Origin of the sequence: Flavobacterium sp. CG_23.5 (assembly GCF_017875765.1) — a bacterium.
Classification (GTDB): domain Bacteria; phylum Bacteroidota; class Bacteroidia; order Flavobacteriales; family Flavobacteriaceae; genus Flavobacterium.
Window position 1 is genome coordinate 778,121 of the sequence record NZ_JAGGNA010000001.1, and the last position, 20,041, is coordinate 798,161.

19 protein-coding genes are annotated in these 20,041 nt (G+C 32.4%); 11 read left to right on the forward strand and 8 right to left on the reverse strand.

Annotation, left to right across the window (positions count from 1 at the left end; translation table 11 throughout):
* Nucleotides 1-3: 3 nt before the first annotated feature.
* Together H4V97_RS03220 and H4V97_RS03225 are read right to left on the reverse strand one after the other, a co-directional pair.
* Complete coding sequence (locus tag H4V97_RS03220; RefSeq protein WP_196850980.1) at nt 4-606, reverse strand: DUF4331 family protein; 603 nt, start codon at nt 604-606, stop codon at nt 4-6.
* A 29-nt stretch (nt 607-635) separates the two neighbouring features.
* On the reverse strand, nt 636-1,286 hold the full coding sequence (locus tag H4V97_RS03225; protein WP_209548889.1) for a DUF4331 family protein: 651 nt from the start codon (nt 1,284-1,286) through the stop codon (nt 636-638).
* Between the two features lie 231 nt (nt 1,287-1,517).
* Here H4V97_RS03225 and H4V97_RS03230 point away from each other — a divergent pair, with 231 nt between their 5' ends.
* Nucleotides 1,518-2,048 (forward strand): RNA polymerase sigma factor, encoded by a 531-nt coding sequence (locus tag H4V97_RS03230; RefSeq protein WP_196850978.1) that lies wholly within the window; start codon nt 1,518-1,520, stop codon nt 2,046-2,048.
* Complete coding sequence (locus tag H4V97_RS03235; RefSeq protein WP_209548890.1) at nt 2,048-2,833, forward strand: anti-sigma factor domain-containing protein; 786 nt, start codon at nt 2,048-2,050, stop codon at nt 2,831-2,833. Before H4V97_RS03230 ends, H4V97_RS03235 begins: the two co-directional genes overlap by 1 nt.
* Before the next feature lie 244 nt (nt 2,834-3,077).
* On the opposite strand, the gene ccsA is transcribed toward H4V97_RS03235, so the two are convergent.
* Nucleotides 3,078-6,221, reverse strand: coding sequence for a cytochrome c biogenesis protein CcsA (gene ccsA, locus H4V97_RS03240; protein ID WP_209548891.1), 3,144 nt, complete (start codon nt 6,219-6,221; stop codon nt 3,078-3,080).
* A 201-nt stretch (nt 6,222-6,422) separates the two neighbouring features.
* Between ccsA and H4V97_RS03245 the strand changes: the two genes are divergently transcribed.
* The 9 genes from H4V97_RS03245 to H4V97_RS03285 all read left to right on the forward strand — a co-directional run bounded on the left by H4V97_RS03245 (nt 6,423) and on the right by H4V97_RS03285 (nt 14,269).
* Complete coding sequence (locus tag H4V97_RS03245; RefSeq protein ID WP_209548892.1) at nt 6,423-7,196, forward strand: Rossmann-like and DUF2520 domain-containing protein; 774 nt, start codon at nt 6,423-6,425, stop codon at nt 7,194-7,196.
* Nucleotides 7,180-7,707: a KdsC family phosphatase gene (locus H4V97_RS03250; protein ID WP_209548893.1), complete on the forward strand. Its 528-nt coding sequence runs from the start codon at nt 7,180-7,182 to the stop codon at nt 7,705-7,707. The genes H4V97_RS03245 and H4V97_RS03250 overlap by 17 nt, the downstream gene beginning before the upstream one ends.
* Nucleotides 7,708-7,768: 61 nt before the next feature.
* A complete protein-coding gene (locus H4V97_RS03255) occupies nt 7,769-8,689 on the forward strand; it encodes a geranylgeranylglycerol-phosphate geranylgeranyltransferase (RefSeq protein ID WP_209548894.1) in 921 nt (306 codons plus the stop codon).
* Nucleotides 8,682-9,266: a Maf-like protein gene (locus H4V97_RS03260; protein WP_209548895.1), complete on the forward strand. Its 585-nt coding sequence runs from the start codon at nt 8,682-8,684 to the stop codon at nt 9,264-9,266. Before H4V97_RS03255 ends, H4V97_RS03260 begins: the two co-directional genes overlap by 8 nt.
* A 12-nt stretch (nt 9,267-9,278) precedes the next feature.
* Nucleotides 9,279-9,809, forward strand: a complete 531-nt coding sequence (locus H4V97_RS03265; RefSeq protein ID WP_209548896.1) for a mechanosensitive ion channel family protein — start codon at nt 9,279-9,281, stop codon at nt 9,807-9,809.
* 187 nt (nt 9,810-9,996) lie between these two features.
* Nucleotides 9,997-11,232, forward strand: a complete 1,236-nt coding sequence (locus tag H4V97_RS03270) for an AI-2E family transporter (RefSeq protein WP_209548897.1) — start codon at nt 9,997-9,999, stop codon at nt 11,230-11,232.
* A gap of 104 nt (nt 11,233-11,336) precedes the next feature.
* Nucleotides 11,337-13,157: a hypothetical protein gene (locus H4V97_RS03275; protein WP_196850969.1), complete on the forward strand. Its 1,821-nt coding sequence runs from the start codon at nt 11,337-11,339 to the stop codon at nt 13,155-13,157.
* Between the two features lie 154 nt (nt 13,158-13,311).
* Nucleotides 13,312-13,629, forward strand: a complete 318-nt coding sequence (locus tag H4V97_RS03280; RefSeq protein WP_196850968.1) for a hypothetical protein — start codon at nt 13,312-13,314, stop codon at nt 13,627-13,629.
* 166 nt (nt 13,630-13,795) lie between these two features.
* Nucleotides 13,796-14,269, forward strand: coding sequence for a hypothetical protein (locus H4V97_RS03285; RefSeq protein ID WP_196850967.1), 474 nt, complete (start codon nt 13,796-13,798; stop codon nt 14,267-14,269).
* Nucleotides 14,270-14,358: 89 nt separating this feature from the next.
* Here the strand turns inward: H4V97_RS03285 and H4V97_RS03290 are convergent, their stop codons facing one another.
* The 5 genes from H4V97_RS03290 to H4V97_RS03310 all read right to left on the reverse strand — a co-directional run bounded on the left by H4V97_RS03290 (nt 14,359) and on the right by H4V97_RS03310 (nt 19,893).
* Nucleotides 14,359-14,787, reverse strand: coding sequence for a protease complex subunit PrcB family protein (locus tag H4V97_RS03290; RefSeq protein WP_209548898.1), 429 nt, complete (start codon nt 14,785-14,787; stop codon nt 14,359-14,361).
* Nucleotides 14,788-14,829: 42 nt separating this feature from the next.
* The gene (bshA, locus tag H4V97_RS03295) at nt 14,830-15,963 is read right to left on the reverse strand and encodes an N-acetyl-alpha-D-glucosaminyl L-malate synthase BshA (protein WP_209548899.1); all 1,134 of its coding nucleotides are present in this window, start codon (nt 15,961-15,963) and stop codon (nt 14,830-14,832) included.
* Between the two features lie 76 nt (nt 15,964-16,039).
* Nucleotides 16,040-18,070, reverse strand: a complete 2,031-nt coding sequence (locus H4V97_RS03300; RefSeq protein WP_209548900.1) for a heavy metal translocating P-type ATPase — start codon at nt 18,068-18,070, stop codon at nt 16,040-16,042.
* A 7-nt stretch (nt 18,071-18,077) separates the two neighbouring features.
* Nucleotides 18,078-19,253, reverse strand: coding sequence for an MFS transporter (locus H4V97_RS03305; protein WP_317196488.1), 1,176 nt, complete (start codon nt 19,251-19,253; stop codon nt 18,078-18,080).
* A gap of 1 nt (nt 19,254) precedes the next feature.
* Nucleotides 19,255-19,893 (reverse strand): phosphatase PAP2 family protein, encoded by a 639-nt coding sequence (locus tag H4V97_RS03310; RefSeq protein ID WP_209548901.1) that lies wholly within the window; start codon nt 19,891-19,893, stop codon nt 19,255-19,257.
* Between the last annotated feature and the right edge of the window lie 148 nt (nt 19,894-20,041).

The window sequence follows — 20,041 nt, forward strand, 5'->3', positions numbered from 1 at the left end:
ATATTACCAGGCTGTTGCCAAATAAGGGAATGAAGTTGTAAATGTTTTATCATTTGAATCTACGTGATCAGAAGTAAGACCAGCATTAGAAGCACCTGTTGGGCCACCAAAGATTAATATTAGCTCCGTATCAATAACATCATCAGCCAAAGCTCTACCTGTTAAGACATTTGTTCCATCAAAAAACGTTGTTTTTCCTGAAGTTTTCACATTCAATACGTCAGTTGCCAATATCCCTGTAAATTGAGAAGACGTTAAACCTAAAGCATTTTTTGTATATCCAGCATTTAAAGCTAGCAATCTAGATTCAAAAATAGATTGGTATTTTGCACCCATCATTGATGGAATTGCAGCATTGAAATCATCTTTAGGTTGGCCCGCAGCAATGAACACGGTATTTATAGCCGGTCTTGCCATTTGATCTTGTTGTACAAACGTTCCTGAAAAATCGGCACTTGCCATTGGATCTGTACTATTATCGTCATTATTACAGCTTACGGCGCCTATTGCGCAAACCACTGCTACAGCTATGATTTTGAATTTATTTGATTTACTCATGATATTTTTATTTAAATTTTTTCTTAATTCGTGAACTTGACGTTTCATAATTTTAAAGTTTAATAAACAATAATTGATTATTGTTTTTTCTTAGTTTCTGCCCATACATTCAAAGTACTCGCAGTACCTAACATTGCTTTTGGAACTTCCACTACTATTGAAAGTACATTTGTTCCTGCAAAAGTATCTGTACCTGGGTTTTTGAATCCTGAAGCTGTTCCGCCAAGGATTGCTTTGAATTGTCCTAAGTCAAAAAAGAAAGGATCGTCTCTTGGTCCTGCGAAAAATTTCATTCCGTTTTGTGTTCCTAATATAGGAGCAGCACCGTAAGTAGAAATCGCAACGGTTCCTGAAGCAGCGCTAGATTTAATTGTACTGGATGTTCCCGTTGTTCCAGGAGCATAAGGACCAAAGAAATACATTTTGTCTCCTCTTTTAATCGCTTGAATTACTAAATCCTCCACATTATCACCTGTGTTATCAATATTAATTTCAATCATTACATTTTCATTAAATGCCGCTGCAGCTGTTGCATTAGGACTTAACAAACCTTGCGTATTTACTGCAAATACTAAGTTGTTCGTGTCTTGTCCTTGAAAAGTGTACACATCGGTAATATCTGCTGCATTACCGGTTACTGATGGAGCATCTACGTGATCCGCTGCTACTAAAATTAAGCCCGAAATCGCCACTAGCGATAGACCTAATAACATTTTTGTTTTTTTCATTTTGTTATAATTTAAAAGGTTATAAAAGCATTTACGGCATTGTTTCCGATTTGGTTTTAAAAATCATAAAAAAAAATTAATTAATATTTTAAATAGTTGATAATCAATATTTTAAATGTAAAATAAAAACATAATTTTTTTATTTTTTAAAAAAAATTAAAGCAGAAATTGATATAATTTACCAATTGTAGATAAGAATGTATAAGTTTGCAATTGCAAAACATAAAGGATATGACCCAAGACGAATTATTAGTGTTGATATATAAGAAAGACGATAAGGCATTTACACATCTATATGATATGTATTCCAAAAGCCTTTTTGCAGTAATTACCGTTCTGGTAAAAAACAGAGAAGAAGCCGAAGATGTTCTTCAAGATGTATTTGTAAAAATCTGGAAAAACATTGATTCCTACCATGAAAGTAAAGGTCGATTCTATACTTGGATTTTAAATATCGCCAGAAATACCTCCATCGATAAATTGCGTTCCAAAAATTTTAATAACAGTCAAAAAAACCTTTCCTCAGATAATTTCGTACATCTGTTAGACGACAGTAATAAACTCGTCAATAAAATTGATACTATAGGTATACAAGAGTTTATAAAAAAACTAAAACCGAAATGTATTCAAATAATAGATTTACTGTTTTTTAAAGGATATACCCAACAAGAAGCTTCTGATGAATTAGAAATTCCTTTGGGTACTGTTAAAACTCATAATCGAAACTGTATTAATGACTTAAGAAATTATTTGAAAGTATAATGGAAACAAAAGAATATATAGAATCAGGTATTTTAGAACTTTACGTTTATGGTTTACTCACGGAAACCGAAAATGAAGAGGTTACTATTATGGCAAAAAACAACCCCGAAATCAATGAAGAAATCATTGCGATAGAAAAGGCAATTGTAGCTTTATCTTCCAGTTTTTCACCATTTATTTCTGCGGAAAATTTCGAAAAAATAAAAGAAAAATTAGAACTTAAACCCGCCAGAGTAATTGAATTCGAACCAAGCAGAAATTGGTCTCAATACATTGGTTGGGCCGCTGCGGTTCTTTTATTGGTTGGCATTGGCTATCAATACAATCTAATGGAGCAAACCGATAACCAAGTGGTAAATGCTACTTCCGAAAAATCAAAACTTGAAAAGGATATTAAAACTTTGGAACTGAAAAATTCGGCAAGTGAAACCAGTTTAGCCGTTGTACGAGACGCTAAAAATACCGTTGTCGCACTTGGCGGACAAGCGGTTGCGCCACAATCTTCAGCAAAAGTGTATTGGAACAAAGAAACTAAAGTGGTTTATGTAGATGCGGCAGGATTACCTGAACCACCAGAAGGAATGGTATACCAAGTCTGGGCATTAAAATTGAATCCGTTGACACCTACAAGCATTGGACTACTAGAAAATTTCAAGGTTAATGATCAAAAGATGTTTGCTGTTGATAATGCGAATGAAGCAGAAGCTTTTGGTATAACTTTGGAGCCTGCAGGAGGAAGTTTAAGTCCTACAATGGAACAATTATATACCTTAGGAAAAGTATAAATAATATCATATTTCAACATTTCTAGTTCCCAATTAAAAAAGCTGAATAGCCAACTTGGAATGTTGAATTTTGAAATAAAAAAATAGTATTGGTCAGCACTTTTCAGAATTTCAACATTGAAAATTCCATGTTCCATGTTCAAAATTAAGAAGATCAAATATTCATTAAAAAGTAAAAAATATTAAATACAAAAAAAGGTTCAACCGAAAAGTTGAACCTTTTTTTATGGAAATAATTCAAGAATTATTTCTTATAATATTTTCTATATTTTGGATAGGTAACAGCTCCTATCGCAGCAATTCCTCCTAATGAATACCAAATCCAGTTTAATGAATGGGCTTCACCACTCGCATACGAATGAAGTCCAACTAAATGGAAATTCACGCCATAATACGTAAACAAAATCGATACAAAAGCAAACATACTCATCAGGTTAAAAATCCATTTTCCTCGTAAGGATGGAACGAATCGAGCATGAATAACAAAAGCGTAAACCATTATACTGATTAATGCCCAAGTTTCTTTTGGATCCCAACCCCAGTAACGTCCCCAACTTTCATTGGCCCACTGTCCTCCAAGGAAGTTTCCAATGGTAAGCATGATTAAACCAATTGTCAATGCCATTTCATTGATGTAGGTGATTTCTTGAATATTCAAATCCATTTTGGCTTTGTTTTTTTCATTGGTAAAAAATATCAACAACAGAGAAACAAAACCTAATATCATTCCTAATGCAAATGGACCGTAACTGGCTACAATCACTGCTACGTGAATCATTAACCAATACGAATTAAGAACCGGCTGTAAATTAGCAATTTCCGGGTCAATCCAATTCATGTAGGCTGCTGCTAAAATCATTGCTGTAACAAAAGCAGAAGAAGCCACAGTAAGTTTCGATTTTATATCGAAAGCCAATCCAAAAAACATGGTAGCCCAAGCTACATAAATGATCGATTCATAAGCATTACTCCAAGGCGCATGCCCTGAAATATACCAACGGGCGATTAAACCTATAGTATGTAAACCGAATAACAATCCAACAATAACATGCATAGAATTGACCAAAATATTCAATACTTTTCGCTCTTTCACTATTTGTAGAATCGTAAATAAAAGCATCAAAATAGCGGCTATCAAATACCAATAGGGCAATACTTTGAACACATCGTATTTATTGTACAATATCTCCAATGTGATTTTCTCTTCGGTTGGTCTCACTTTGCTTCCAAACTTTTTCTGAAAACCATTTATGCTTTCTAATAATTCGTTTGCTGTTTTATAATCTTTAGTATCGGCTGCATTAGTTAAAGTCCCAAAATATAATGGCAACACACTTTTAGTATAAGTGGAATCCATTCCTTTCATCCCTGATTCATTCAATTCTAAATAGGAAATCCATTTATTATTTTCATTATTTGGAATAGGGAAAATCTTTAATATTCGGCCACTCAAGGCTGATTCCATCAGATTTACTTTTTTATCGGTTTCAATAAAGTCTTTTTCAAACTGGTTTGGATTTCCTGCTTTAAAAGCGTCATCTAAATATGGAGACAATTTATAGTTCCCTTTTTCATCAAAAAAAGCAATAAAGGGAGCGTATTTTGCTTCTTTGTCAATACCAATAATTTTTCGGATACTATCATTTCCCGCTTTGATATAAATTAATGGAACTTCAATCCATAATTTTGCATATTCCGTCATAGACAACAAAACCTGATCAGAGTTCATGCCTTTATACGTTTCCATATGGCTCACTTTTCGCAATAATTCAGACGAAAAAGTATTGATAGGCTTCATTCTTCCGCCAGCATCTTGGATTATTAATCTTCCAAATTTAGCTGCATGGTCTTCCGGAACTTTATATTTTACCAATAAAGAATCCATTTGTTTTTCATTGGGCGCCTTGTGCTGATGATCGTCTTGTTTTTGAGCAAATCCATTAAAACTTAGCATCAAAACTAAAATCGTAGTCAACTTTGCTTTTTTATTTTTTACCACTTCCAGTTTTCTTTTCAAATCAGCAAAACGAGAATACTTAGTAAACATAATTGACATCATTGCAAAAAACAACATAAAATAGCCGCTGTATGTTATGCAAGTTCCCCAAAAATCGTGATTTACAGATAATACTGTTCCTTTTTCGTCAGGATCAAAAGAAGATTGAAAAAAGCGAAATTGTTTGTAATCTAAAACATTATTCATAAAAATTCTGGCATCAAATGATTTAGTGGAATCTTGAACCGTAACCTGGCTTTCAAAAGAAGAATAACTTTTCTCGGTTCCAGGATATTTTTTAGCAATAAAATCATTCAATTTTATCTTGAAAGGCAAGACATAGGCTTTGCTTCCGTAGAAAAAAGTATAATCAATTTTTCCTATTTTCACAGTTTTAGATTCTCCTATTTTACCTTTGGAACCCAGAATCGTAACCTCATTTTGTTGTCCTTCAGCACTTACATTTAAAACTAAAGCATCTTCATGATTCTTTGCCTTAAAGTCATTACTTGAATCATAAGCAATTACTCCTTTTACTGCAGGATCAGGAAATACAAAACGCATTTCGCCAATGCTGTACAAGGAACGCATCATTAATGGCTGAACATTATCTTTAGTCACTTTTCCTTGCAATTTATCTGCCATGCGCATAAAATTACCTTCAAAAGGAGTTTGGATTGTATAAGCCGCTCCCGTTGTCGTGATGTTTATCGCCCCTTCGGCATATTTGTTTAATGAAAACAATACATTATGTATATTTTGTATTTCACCCGCTTTAAGCATATGTTCGTGACGGCTTCCATCACCGGCTTCTACCACTTTCATGTAAACAACTCCTTTATTATCCGGCTTGATAACTTCTTTTGCGCCCAAAATAAAATTTTTATATTCTACTTTAAATGGCGTATCAGCAAATTTATCTGAAATCGAAAAACTATTATTGGTAACAGGAGATAGCAATAAAGATTTTTCAAAAACTCTACGTTTCATTTCGCCTTTGTATTCACCATCTATAAAAACAGTAAGAAAGGTTTTCTCCGAAAAAACTTGATTTTCTGCAGCACCTTCGCAAATAGGCATCATTCCTTCGTAACTGATGTATCGTGTTACGAAAGCACCAAGAAGAATAAAAATGAAAGACAAATGGAGTAATAAAGTCGCCCATTTTTCTTTTTTTAATAATTGATAACGCTTAATATTGCCTATGAAATTAATCATAAAAAACACCATAATGGCTTCAAACCACCATGCATTGTAAACCCAAATTTTAGCAGTATCAGTATTGTATTTGCTTTCGATAAAAGTTCCAGTAGCCATTGCGATTGCAAAAGATAAGAAAAGGATGGCCATTAATCGTGTGGAGAACAAAATTGAAAATATTTTTTTTAACATTTGTAAGGGATTTCATTTCTTAAAAGTGCCACAAAAGTACTTAAAAATGTTGACTTCTATATTCGCACAATTGTTAATTTAATCCAAAATTAAGTCTTCTAATTTTATGGTGAAAAAAGTTAATTTGAACATCATTTTATTTTGCAAAATATCCAGAAAAGCAATAAAAAAAGCTTAATATTTTTTTGCTAATTTTGTGCTATGACTAAAGTAATAATTATCGGTTCCGGAAATGTCGCACAACATTTAATTGTTGCTTTTCAAAATTCTCAAAATTCGGGAACAGAAATCGAATTGATTCAAGTTTTTTCAAGACAAAAAGAGAGTGTCTCTCACCTACTCGATTTGGATAAAATCACAGATGACTTCGATACTTTGCTAGAAGCTGATTTGTATATCATTGCTGTTTCTGATGATGCCATTGCCGATGTTTCTTCCCAACTTCCATTCAAAAATCGTTTGGTGGTTCATACTTCGGGAAGCATTCCTTTGGATTCTCTAAATGAAAACAATAGAAAAGGTGTGTTCTATCCCTTGCAAACATTTACTAAAAACAAAGATGTTGATTTTAGAATTATCCCAATTTGTTTAGAAAGCGAAAATGCTACCGATTTTCAATTATTGGAAAAAGTAGCAAAAACGATTTCTGATAAAGTTTTTGTAATCAATTCAGAACAACGAAAAGCATTGCATGTTGCGGCAGTATTTGTCAATAATTTTGTGAATCATCTGTACCAAATAGGTCAGGAAATTTGTCAAGAGCATCAGGTTCCATTTGAAATTTTGAAACCGCTAATTTCAGAAACTGCTCAAAAAGTAATGATTCTTTCACCTGAAGATGCACAAACGGGACCTGCTGAACGCAATGACACCAATACAATTGAAGCGCATGAAGCTTTTTTATCCAATGAAAATCATGCAACTATTTATAAAACATTAACCCAATCTATACAGCACAATGGCAAGAAGTTATAAACAAATAATGAACGATATCACCACTTTTATTTTTGATGTCGATGGAGTACTAACCGATAGTTCGGTTTTTGTAACCAATGAAGGCGAAATTTTGCGTACCATGAATATTCGTGACGGTTATGCAATGAAAGCAGCTGTAGAAAGCGGTTATAATGTATGTATTATTTCAGGAGGAAGCAATGAAGGTGTCCGTATTCGACTTAGAAATCTTGGGATAACTGACATCTATTTAGGGACGCCAAACAAAGTGGAAACATTTGACGAATACACCGATGTTTACAATATAAATCCGGAACAGGTTTTATACATGGGAGATGATATTCCCGATTATCATGTAATGAAATTAGTTGGCTTAGCCACTTGTCCGCAAGATGCAAGTCCTGAAATCAAGGAAATTTGCGCTTATATTTCGCATAAAAACGGCGGAAAAGGAGCCGCTCGCGACGTGATTGAACAAGTGATGAAAGTCCAAGGAAAATGGATGGCTCATTTTGACGGGAAACACGATTAGACATGCGATTTTTGATTTCAAATTTCGAAAAAACTCAAAACTTTTAATCCATAACTCCATAATGAATTTTCTAAAACTAATCCGTTACCAAAACTTACTGATGCTTGCATTTATGCAACTCGTTTTCAGATATGGATTTTTTAAATTTCAAAATATTCCATTGTCCTTAGCGGATTGGCAATACTTACTATTAGTTTTATCCACCGTTTTATTAGCAGCAGGTGGCTACGTAATCAATAATATATTTGACCAAAATACGGATAACGATAATAAGCCAAATGATGTAATTGTAGGTAAAACAATTTCTGAGGCAAAAGCATACAACATATATATTGCGCTTAATTGTGTTGGTGTTGGAATTGGTTTTTATCTGTCAAATGTAATATTGAAACCTGGCTTCGCCTCTATTTTTATTTTGATAGCTGCGACACTGTATCTTTACGCTACAAGCTTAAAGCAAATGATTCTGATTGGAAATGTAATTGTGGCTTTATTGCTTTCTTTCAGCGTTATTATATTGGGGATTTTTGATCTCTATCCTGCTACCTATGAAGGAAATCAGACACAAATGGCTGTTATTTTCTCGATACTTTTAGATTATGCCGTTTTTACTTTCTTCGTTAATTTCATCAGGGAAATAGTTAAAGATTTAGAAGACACAACTGGAGATTACAATCACGGAATCAATACTTTACCGGTAGCTATAGGAATCCACAGAACTACCAAAATCGTTTTTGTACTCAGTTTTATCCCCTTAATAGCGCTTCTTTTTTATATCTATAATTATTTATTCCTTCTAACTTACACGACCTTTTACTTATTGATTTTTGTAGTGGGACCATTGTTTTATTTTACTATAAAAATTTGGAATGCAAAAACAAAAAACGACTTTCACCTTTTGAGCCTGCTTCTTAAATGGATTCTATTTTTCGGAATTATATCCGTTCTTGTAATTACTATAAATATGAAATACAATGCTTAAAAATAAATTAAAAAAATACAATCTGATACTTGCTTCAGGTTCTCCAAGACGTCAACAATTCTTTAAAGATTTAGATTTGGATTTTGAAATTAGAGTAAAAGAAATCGAAGAAATATACCCTGCAGAATTAGAAGCTGCCGAAATCACAAACTATCTTGCGGAATTAAAAGCAAGCGCATTTGAAGGAGAATTGCAACCTAATGATATTTTGATTACAAGCGACACCATCGTTTGGCATAATCATAAAGCTTTGGGTAAACCAAAAGATGCAGCTGATGCTTTTGCAATTTTAAAATCATTATCGAATGCTACTCATGAAGTAATCACTTCCGTTTGTTTTAAAACCAATGAAAAAACTTCGGTAATATACGAAATAACCAAAGTGACTTTCAACGAATTAACCGATGAGGCAATTCAGTATTATTTAGACAATTACAAACCGTATGATAAAGCGGGAGCCTATGGAATCCAGGAATGGATTGGCTTTATTGGGGTTTCAAAAATTGAAGGTTCTTACGCTAATGTGATGGGAATGCCAACGGATAAAGTTTATGAATATTTAAGTAAATTAGTATAATTAATCATGGATATGAATCTAATTTTCGATTATACTAAAGAACTAATTGGTACAGGAATACTTTTGATTGTATTGATTTCATTGCGATTGATAACAACAAAACTTGTAAAACGTTACGCTAAATCAAGTCATACTCTTGAGCATCGAACTAATTTAGTCATCAAATACATTCATTTATTCACTAATATATTGGCTTTCATCTCTTTAGTATTAATATGGGGAGTTCAGACCAAAGATATTTTTATTGCACTTTCCTCTATTACAACTGTTGTGGGCGTTGCCATGTTTGCGCAATGGTCTATTTTGAGTAACATCACATCTGGCATTATATTGTTTTTTTCTTTTCCGTTTAAAATTGGTGATATAATAAAAATCCATGACAAGGATTTCCCTTTTGAAGCTGAAATCGAAGATATCGGTGCTTTTCATGTGTACTTAAAAACCCTTGATGGAGAAAAGGTTATCTATCCTAACAATTTGCTTTTACAAAAAGGAATTTCGATATTGAAAAATCATTTTGATGATAAAGAATTTATAGATTAATTGCAATTTTGTAAAAATATAATTTACTTTGATTCAAGTTATAACATCACTCTACTGTTTATGTGGAAATTATATAACTATTTTAAAAAAATCTATAACCATTAGAGTTTTTATAACATCATATTTGCTTGTTAGATTTTAAATTATTCATAATTGAATTTTAATACATTATAAATACAACAAAAATATGAATGACATTATAAAACTTCCATTCTACGCAAAACTGGCACTGACTTTAGTATGCCTGATTAGTTTTGGCTATATTTTTTATATCGGTCAGGAAATCTTGATCCCAGTTCTGTTGTCCTTTATTTTTGCCATATTACTAAGACCAATCGCTCATTTTATAAGACATAAACTCCATTTCCCCCATGTTATAGCGGTTATGATAACCGTTTTGCTATTTATTTTATTCTTCATTAGCATTTTTGCATTTTTATCAATTCAGATTAGTGAAATGGCTAATGATTTTAATAAAATCGAAAGAAACATTAACATTCATATTCATAATATTCAGCAATATATCCGAGAGCATTTCAATATAAGTTCCAGAGAGCAAAAACAATATTTGGACACTGCCACTGAAGATTCAATGGAAAAAGGAAAAGAAATAATAGGAACGACCTTAATGTCCTTTACGGATACGCTACTAAACCTCATTTTAATTCCTATTTACACTTTTTTAATCCTTTTGTACAGAACTCATTTTATGTTGTTCTTTTCCAAATTGGTAAAAAAAGAGTACCACCCAAAATTGCAAGATATTTTATCTCAAATAAAAGTAGCCGTAAAAAGTTATATTGTTGGTTTAATCATAGAAATGATTATGGTTTCTATATTAACAACGGTAGGATTTATGATAATAGGTGTTAAATATGCTATCTTATTGGGAATTATTACGGGAATTCTAAATCTAATCCCTTATGTAGGAATATTGTTTGCAGGTGTTTTAAGTATCGTAGCATCGCTAACCGGATCTCCCGACTTATCCATAATTGTTGGTGTAATTGTAGTCAACATAGTAGTGCAATTAATTGACAACAATGTTTTAGTCCCATTGGTTGTGAGTTCAAAAGTCCAAATAAATGCATTTGTTTCCATTGTTGGGATCATTATAGGCGGAGCAATTTCAGGAATTTCCGGCATGTTTTTGGCTATTCCAATAATTGCCATTCTTAAAGTGATTTTTGACAGAATAGAATATTTAGAACCTTGGGGGTATTTAATGGGAGATGATTTACCAAAAACATATACTTGGCGCAATATTAAATTACCACTTTTTGATTCAGAAGCATCAACAAAAAAAGTGATAATTAAAACGGACATTATTGTTCCGATGTTTACCGAAACGACCACCGTACAAGCTACCGAAACAACTACCGAAACAACTACCGAAGATGAGGTAAATAAAACGAACGTATAAATTCTAAAATTTTAAGTTAAATAATCAAGTCACTCAAATTTAAATTTGATTTAAGGATTGCTTTTATTTTAATTTTAAACCTACTTTTAAAGAAATTTTTTTTGATGTATAAAATAAAAAAACTGATTTTATTACTGTTGATGCTTTGTTACTCGCAAGTTTCTTTTTCACAAATAGATAAACCAAAAAAAGATTCTACTCAAGTATATAAAAGCATTCAAACCTATTCAAAAAAAAATAAATTTACCAGATTCGTTCATAAATTAGTTTTCAGACCCGTTAATATAAAAGTTGAAAAGAAAAAAGTAGTCAAAAAAAAGTACCAGGCTTTTGAAGGCAGAATAATTAGAAAAATAAATATCATTACTCTAGACCCTTTTGGATATTCAGAAATCGATTCAACAAGAAGACCCAAAAATTGGGCTGAAAGAGAAGGAAACAGAATACATATTAAAACCAACAGACTTGCTATTCTGAATTTATTATTGATCAAAAGGAACCACCCATTAGATTCTCTACTATTAAAAGAATCCGAGCGTTTAATACGTACTCAAAGATATGTTAACAGAGTTAGTATCACTCCACAATTAATTAAAAATAATTCAGATTCTGTAGATGTTTCAGTTCGCGTTTTAGATTCTTGGAGTATGATTCCAAGAGGCTCTATTTCAAGCTCCAGAGTAACTTTTGAAGTAAATGAACGTAACTTTTTAGGATCTGGTCATCAATTTGAAAATAAAATCAGAAACCGCTTCAGCGATGGAAAAACCGCTTACGGTCTTGTGTATAGCATCCCAAATATTAAAAATACTTTTATAAAGACGGCGGTAAGCTATTTTGTGGATTTAGACAATTATTATGGGAAAAGCATCAATATTGAAAGGCCTTTTTATTCTCCTTTGGCAAAGTGGGCTGGTGGAATATATGTAGATCAACAATTTAGAAAAGATACGCTTCAAGATTCTAATTTGATATATGCAAAACAAAATTTCAAGTACAATTCACAAGATCTTTGGATCGGACACGCATTTAAACTTTTCAAAGGAAATACCGAAAGCGACCGAACCACTAATCTTATTTTATCTGGACGATTTTTGAATGTAAAATATATTGAAAGTCCCACCATCGTATATGATCCTATCGATTTCTACGCTGGAGAAAAGTTTTATCTTTCGGGAATTGGAATCACTTCACGAAAATTCGTTGAGGATAAATACATTTTTAAAAATGGGGTCATTGAGGATGTTCCCATTGGAAAAACATTTGGAATAACTGGAGGATATCAATACAAAAATGAAATAGGTCGCTATTATTTAGGTGGTCAAGCTTCCTTTGGAAATTTTTATAAATGGGGGTTTTTAAGTGCCAATTTTGAATTGGGTAGTTTTTTTGACAAATCGAAAACCAACCAAACTGCTTTTTCATTCCAAGCCAATTATTTTACTAATTTAATTGATATGGGAAGATGGAAATTAAGACAATTCATTAAGCCACAATTCATATTAGGAATAAACCGTGTAAATTCTATTGGTGATCAACTCACCATTAACGATAGAGATGGAATTAATGGTTTTACAAGTGCTCAATATGGTACTGAAAAAGTAATGCTGACTTTACAAACTCAAGCCTATTCGCCATGGGATCTTTGGGGATTTAGATTAAATCCGTATTTTAACTATTCAATTGCTATGCTTGGAAATGCTGAAAAAGGATTGACTAATAGTAAGGCATATTCAAAAATTAGCGTTGGATTTATTATTAATAATGATTACTTAGTCTTTAGCTCTTTCCAAATATCACTTTCCTATTATCCTTCCATTCCTAATATTGGCGAAAATGTATTCAAAACAAATTCTTTTGAAACAACCGATTTTGGTTTTCAGGATTTTGAGCTAGCCAAACCACGAACGGTAATTTTTAAATAAGGTGTCGTTTAAATAAATGAACACTAAAATCATATTTTTTAATTTCTTGCAAACTGTGAATTATATAATTCTTACAAAAAATTTCATAAGTTTATATCGATATTTTTTTATAGATTTACTGTATCAAAAATAATTTAACTAAAACCCAAAGAAAATGAAAAAGTTTACATTCTATTTAATGATGATGGTATTCTCATTAAGTGCATTCCCAACAACAAGTTTTGCTGCTGAAAAAACACCTGTAACAGTAACAAATACTACAAAAGAAATGCCTGCAGAAGTTAAAGCAATGCTATCTCGTTTAGACGAAATTAAAGCAATGGACAAATCTTCTTTGAATTCTTCTGAGAAAAAAGAGCTTCGCAAAGAAGTTCGTGCTATTAAATCTGAGTTGAAAGCATCAGGAAATGGTGTTTATTTTTCAGTTGGTGCAATTATCATCATTATCCTTTTATTGATTCTTTTATTATAATCAATTTTTAAAATTTGAAAAGAGAGAGAAGTTAATAAACTTCTCTTTTTTTTTGTAAACTAAACTCGATTTAATTTTAATTCATCCATTTGGCACAATATTGGCTTGTCTTAAAAACATACTGGTTAAGTTATAATTATATTATTACTAATTAAATATTTGAAATATGAAAACATTAAAACTAATTGCCCTAGGAATAATACTTTTTGTCTCAAGCACAATTCAGGCACAAGTTTCAGTAAATGTAAATCTTGGTACACCGCCAGCTTGGGGACCTTCAGGATATTCTAATGTAGATTATTATTATTTACCTGATGTTGAAGCTTACTATGACATCAGAGCTTCACAATTCATCTACTTAAATGGAGGAAGATGGACGAGATCTAGATATTTACAAGGACCGTATAGAAATTATAATTTGTATAACGGATACAAAGTGGTATTAAACGATTATCATGGTAAGACACCTTATAGTAACTTTAAAAGTCATAAAGTAAAATATTACAAAGGTTATCATGGTAAACCACAAAAATCAATAGGGTCCAATCGTAAAAACAATTACAAAGAAAACGGAAATACTGGTAATAATGGTCAAAAGCAAGAAAAAGGAAACAAGGGTCATGGAAATGGTAAACATTAATTTTTGATCAAGTTAATCCTGAAAAATCAATATTAGATAAGAAAATTCATTTAAAAACTCCGAAAGTCTAAAACCTTCGGAGTTTTTTTTTATTTAATAATTATGTCTTTTTTGGAGTTTATTCTCACTACGCAAAAAGGATTTGTAAAGACTTGAGTAACCATTCCTCCAGGTTTAGGAATAGTTTCTTTGACAGTAATAATTATATTTTTATCGGTTTCAACAACATCTTCAATTCCTATTTTATATCCTGCAGTATTTTTTTCTCCCATATTTAAAATTACAAAATTAGAAGTTTGAATATCATTTGCGCTGATTTTATTTTTTAAATTTTCATCGCTTTGTAGCATTTTAATCTCGTTTGGTTCCGAAAGAATCTCAAAAAAATGAATACTCGCACCACCATCATTTTGTTGAGTTAAGACTTCATATAACGGTCTTTTTGCTGCGCTTTTCGTAGAAGAAGCACCACATGAATATAATAATATAGAAAGCGACAGTATAGCTATTTTTTTCATTTTTTTTTTAATTAACGATAAGAACTTAGTAAAGATGAGGAGTTATACATATTGATTTATTGCTTTTTTATATAAATCTTCGTACAATGGTAAAATGTTTTTGATGTCAAATCTTTTAGCAACTGACAATGCATTTTTTTTAAATTTTCTTAAAGTTGCATCATCTTTTAATATTTTTAATGCGTTCTCAGCCATTTCATCTGTATTACCCACATCACTCAAATAACCTGAAATTCCATCAAAATTAACTTCTGGTAATCCTCCCGAATTACTCGAAATCACGGGAACACTCCACGCCATGGCTTCTAAAGCCGCAAGACCAAAACTTTCCGTTTCCGATGGTAACAAGAACAAATCAGTATAACTTAATATTTTATCAATTTCATTACTGTTCCCAAAAAAGATTACTCTGTCAGAAATACCTAATTCTTGGCACAAGTATTCTGCTTTTTCTTTTTCCGGCCCATCCCCTACCATCATAAGTTTAGCAGGAATTTCTTTTTGAATATTATAAAATATTTTAATAATATCTGGAATTCGTTTCACTTTTCTAAAATTACTGATATGTGTAATGATACGTTCGCTTTCCTTAGCCATTACAGATCGATGACATTTGGTATTAGGATCATTAGTGTTTTTATCTAATTCAATGAAGTTAGGAATGACTTGTATTTCATTCTTAATATTAAATAATTTAAGGGTATCGTCTTTCAAACTTTGGGAAACCGAAGTCACAAAATCAGATTTGTTGATGCTGAAAGTTACTGCGGGTTTATAAAATGGGTGATTTCCAACCAAAGTAATATCTGTCCCGTGAAGTGTGGTCACCATTGGGATATTAATACCTTCATCTTTTAGCATTTGTTTTGCCATATAACCTGCATAAGCATGAGGAATGGCATAATGAACGTGAAGCAATTCGATTTTATACAATTTTACCATATCTACTAATTTGCTCGATAAAGCTAATTCATAGGGCTGGTAATGAAACAACGGATATTCAGGTACATTAACTTCATGGTAGTGCACATTTTGATTTAAAAGTGCCAAACGAACTGGTTGACTATAGGTTATAAAATGAATTTCATGACCACGTCGTGCTAATTCAAGACCTAATTCTGTGGCGACAACTCCACTTCCTCCAAAGGTAGGATAACAAACTATTGCAATTTTCATGTATTTATTTTAAAGAAACGAAATTAATAAAAATAGAGTGGATTTTTAGAGAATTTTAAGTTAAAAACGCTTTTACTTAAAATTTCATTCGTTGAATTCTTACAGCATTCAAAATCGCCAATAAAGCGACGCCAACATCTGCAAAAACAGCTTCCCACATTGTCGCATATCCTCCTGCTCCCATAATTAGAACAACAAGTTTGACCACGAATGCCAGCCCGATATTTTGCCAAACAATTTGTTTGGTTCGCTTTCCAATTAATATTGCCTTAAAAACTTTGGTCGGCTGGTCATTTTGAATTACTACGTCCGCAATATCAATCGCCGCATCACTGCCTAATCCGCCCATTGCTATTCCTACATCGGCAAGTGCAATCACTGGTGCGTCATTTACACCATCACCAACAAAAGCAATTTTGCCATATTGCTTTTTTAAAACTTCTACTTTTTCTACTTTATTTTCTGGTAATAAATCGCCAAAAGCCTGATCTATATTTAATCCCGCGGCAACTACTGCAACGACTTCTCGCTTATCACCTGATAACATAACCGTTTTAATATTCAATTGGTGCAAACTTTGAATTGCTTCACTTGAATCAACTTTAAGTTCATCGGCAATTATAAAGTAACCCGCATATTTATGATTGATTGCTGCAACTATTATTGTAAATGGAATCTTTTCAATTTCAGCATCAAACGCAATATTATATTTCTTCATTAATTTAATGCTTCCAACCAAAATTTCTTTTCCATCTACAATTCCTTCTAATCCATGACCAGCTATTTCCTTCACATTGGTAACACTAATCCCATTTCCTGTTCCATTTGCATATTCAATAACAGCAGAACCCACTGGATGTGAAGATTTAGCTTCTATGGCGGACGTATATTTAATTAAATCAGATTCAGAAATGCCAACTGCAACTACTTTTTTAACCTTAAAAACTCCTTTCGTTAAAGTTCCTGTTTTATCAAAAACTACCATTTTAACTTCTGCTAATACATCCAGAAATACAGAACCTTTAATTAAAATTCCATTTCTGCTTGCTGCGCCAATTCCACCAAAATAGCCCAAAGGAATGGAGATTACTAATGCACAAGGACACGAAATAACCAAGAAAATTAAAGATCGATACAACCAATCTTTAAAAATATAATTATCAACAAACAATATTGGGAGCAAACAAATCCCAATCGCTAAGTAAACAACAATTGGCGTGTATATTTTAGCAAATTTCCGAATAAATAATTCAGTTGGAGCTTTTTTAGCTGTAGCTTCTTGAACCATCTCGAGAATTTTCGATAATTTACTATCGGAATAAGCAGTGGTTACTTCAACTAAAACAACTGAATTGAGATTAATCATTCCCGCAAGAACGCTATCATTTTTTTGTTTGGTATCTGGTTTACTTTCACCTGTTAATGCTGCGGTATTAAAAGAACCATGCTCTGACAAAAGCTTTCCATCTAATGCTAATTTTTCTCCCGGTTTTAATTGAATAATTTCCCCAATGCTAATTTCAGAAGCTTTTTTGGAAATGGCATTTCCCTCCTCAATTACTGTTGCAGTATCTGGTCTTTGGTCTAATAAAGTTTTAATGTTAGATTTTGCTTTTTGTACTGCCAATGTTTGAAAAATTTCACCAATAGCATAAAATAACATCACGGCAACCCCTTCAGCATATTGACCAATAGCAAATGCGCCAATTGTAGCGATGCACATTAGAAAAAATTCTGAAAAGACTCCTCCTTTTCGAATACTTTCAACCGCTTCTTTCAATACTGGAAAACCCACAGGAATATAGGCTATAACATACCAGACAATTCGGCTCCAACCAGTAAACCAAGTTTGAGGATAATAATTATCAAATGCGATTGCGATACCCAATAAGATAAAACTTAGGAAAGCCGGAAAAAATAGTTGAAATGTCGTTTGGCCGCCTCCCGAATGGTCGTGATTGTGGTCGTGACCCTCATCATTTGAGTGTCCATGCTGATCATGAGTTGAACAACATCCAGTTTGTTCATTAGTTTTTTTATGTATTTTTTGTTCTAATGTGCAACAAAGCTGTTTACCGTTTGCATCATATTGGTGTTGATGAAGCATTTTGAATTTATTTATAATTAATGAAAAAAGAAAAGTAAATAATAATTAGAACGGTAGTTATACCTGTAATTAAAAATGTAGCATTGGCTCCAAATTGATACCAAAGAAGTCCAGCCAAAGAACTTGCTAAAAGAGTGCAAATACTTTGAAATCCAGAATACGTTCCTATAGCGGTGGCAGTGTCTTTTTTATCAGAAACATTACTAATCCAAGCTTTTGAAACCCCTTCAGTTGCCGCGGCATAAACTCCGTAAATCAAAAATAGTCCAGCAATAACATACATACTTTTACTGAAAGCCATTCCAAAATAGACGATTGCAAATAAAGCAAGCCCGAAAATAAACATTTTCTTTAAACCGATTTTATCCGCCAAAATACCTAATGGAAAAGCACTAAGCGCGTAAACCAAATTGTAAAAAATATAAACTCCTATCACGGAAGTATCAGTAAGCCCTGCTTGTTTCGCTTTTAACAGCAAAAAAATATCGGAGCTATTAAATAATGCAAATGCTAACAATCCTAGTACTATTTTTCTATATTTTGCTGGACTAGTTTTCCAATAATGGAGAAAAGAGAAAAAAGAAGTTGCTTTGTTCTCAATTCTTTTAGTCCTAATTTTGTCTTTCAGAAAAAACGAGGCAAATACGGCCAACAATCCTGGAATGAAAGCTACATAAAAAAGAGTTTTATATTGCTGTGGGTAATAATAAAGATAAATCAACGCAATCAAAGGCCCTAAAACGGCACCAAAAGTATCCATTGAGCGATGAAATCCAAAGATTTTCCCTTTGGTTTCAGATGTTGCCTCATCGGACAAAATAGCGTCTCTCGCACCTGTTCGCAATCCTTTCCCAAAGCGATCAATTGATCTTGCAAAGAAAATCCAAACTGGAAAAATAAATACTGCCATCATCGGCTTAGAAATGGCACTTAAAGTATAACCCAGTTGAACAAAAGGAACGCGTTTTCCGGAATTATCAGATAATTTTCCAAAATAGCCTTTGCTTAAGCCTGCCAAAGCCTCAGCAAAACCCTCTAAAACTCCAATTAAAACAATCGAGAAACCAATTGTTTTTAGATAAATTGGCATTATTGGATAAAGCATCTCACTTGCCGTATCAGTAAATAAACTTACTAATGATACGATCCAGACCGTTCTTGAGATGTAATTTAATATTTTCACTTTATAGTCCTTTAATAATGACAATCTTTGTGGCTTTTTTTCGCTTATTGATCCATTTATTCATTTCATTACCAAGATAGGCCGAACCAATCCCTATAAGCGCACCGGCTAACACATCACTCGGATAATGAACCCCTAAATGCATTCGTGAATATCCCACCGTACCAGCCCATAAAAATGATGGTGCAATAACATACCATTTGGGATAAGCAAGACTAAGCGAAGTTGCAGTTGCAAATGCAGAAGAAGTGTGCCCAGAAGGAAAAGAAAGTGGTCCTGCTGAAGTTTGTTGTTCAATTTCAGGATAAGTTACAAATGGTCTGTCGCGCTTAATAGCGTTTTTTAGTGCTATAGTAATGAAAGCAGAAGCTATAAATGTTTCGCCAATCAATAGCCCTTTTTTTTTAATCAAAGAATCTTTTTTTATTAGTCCTACAGCATAAATGAAAATAGGAGTAGCATTGCTGATAATTATCGCGCTATTCGTTAATGTTTTAAAAGTGGGATCCAAATCTTTATTTCTATTAATATTGATATCCCTTAAAACAGAAATATCAAGATTTTGTGCATTAATAACGGTTAGGAAAAAAAGTAATATTATTGAATAAAAATATTTTAAAAAGCCTTTCTTATTTTCCATTATCTCCAATTTTAAAATCAAATATACTATAATTCAATGTGAAATTTTTCAATATACTCATTTCCTACTAAAAAATTAGAAATAAGAACTACCAACAAAATCCCTATGAAATTTAAAGTTATCTTTTATGTTTTGTAAATTTATTTTA

Excerpts from the sequence above, each read along its gene's own strand:
- H4V97_RS03220 (WP_196850980.1), bottom strand. The coding sequence starts at position 606 with ATGAAACGTCAAGTTCACGAATTAAGAAAAAATTTAAATAAAAATATC.
- H4V97_RS03225 (WP_209548889.1), bottom strand. The coding sequence starts at position 1,286 with ATGAAAAAAACAAAAATGTTATTAGGTCTATCGCTAGTGGCGATTTCG.
- H4V97_RS03230 (WP_196850978.1), top strand. The coding sequence starts at position 1,518 with ATGACCCAAGACGAATTATTAGTGTTGATATATAAGAAAGACGATAAG.
- H4V97_RS03235 (WP_209548890.1), top strand. The coding sequence starts at position 2,048 with ATGGAAACAAAAGAATATATAGAATCAGGTATTTTAGAACTTTACGTT.
- ccsA (WP_209548891.1), bottom strand. The coding sequence starts at position 6,221 with ATGTTAAAAAAAATATTTTCAATTTTGTTCTCCACACGATTAATGGCC.
- H4V97_RS03245 (WP_209548892.1), top strand. The coding sequence starts at position 6,423 with ATGACTAAAGTAATAATTATCGGTTCCGGAAATGTCGCACAACATTTA.
- H4V97_RS03250 (WP_209548893.1), top strand. The coding sequence starts at position 7,180 with ATGGCAAGAAGTTATAAACAAATAATGAACGATATCACCACTTTTATT.
- H4V97_RS03255 (WP_209548894.1), top strand. The coding sequence starts at position 7,769 with ATGAATTTTCTAAAACTAATCCGTTACCAAAACTTACTGATGCTTGCA.
- H4V97_RS03260 (WP_209548895.1), top strand. The coding sequence starts at position 8,682 with ATGCTTAAAAATAAATTAAAAAAATACAATCTGATACTTGCTTCAGGT.
- H4V97_RS03265 (WP_209548896.1), top strand. The coding sequence starts at position 9,279 with ATGAATCTAATTTTCGATTATACTAAAGAACTAATTGGTACAGGAATA.
- H4V97_RS03270 (WP_209548897.1), top strand. The coding sequence starts at position 9,997 with ATGAATGACATTATAAAACTTCCATTCTACGCAAAACTGGCACTGACT.
- H4V97_RS03275 (WP_196850969.1), top strand. The coding sequence starts at position 11,337 with ATGTATAAAATAAAAAAACTGATTTTATTACTGTTGATGCTTTGTTAC.
- H4V97_RS03280 (WP_196850968.1), top strand. The coding sequence starts at position 13,312 with ATGAAAAAGTTTACATTCTATTTAATGATGATGGTATTCTCATTAAGT.
- H4V97_RS03285 (WP_196850967.1), top strand. The coding sequence starts at position 13,796 with ATGAAAACATTAAAACTAATTGCCCTAGGAATAATACTTTTTGTCTCA.
- H4V97_RS03290 (WP_209548898.1), bottom strand. The coding sequence starts at position 14,787 with ATGAAAAAAATAGCTATACTGTCGCTTTCTATATTATTATATTCATGT.
- bshA (WP_209548899.1), bottom strand. The coding sequence starts at position 15,963 with ATGAAAATTGCAATAGTTTGTTATCCTACCTTTGGAGGAAGTGGAGTT.
- H4V97_RS03300 (WP_209548900.1), bottom strand. The coding sequence starts at position 18,070 with ATGCTTCATCAACACCAATATGATGCAAACGGTAAACAGCTTTGTTGC.
- H4V97_RS03310 (WP_209548901.1), bottom strand. The coding sequence starts at position 19,893 with ATGGAAAATAAGAAAGGCTTTTTAAAATATTTTTATTCAATAATATTA.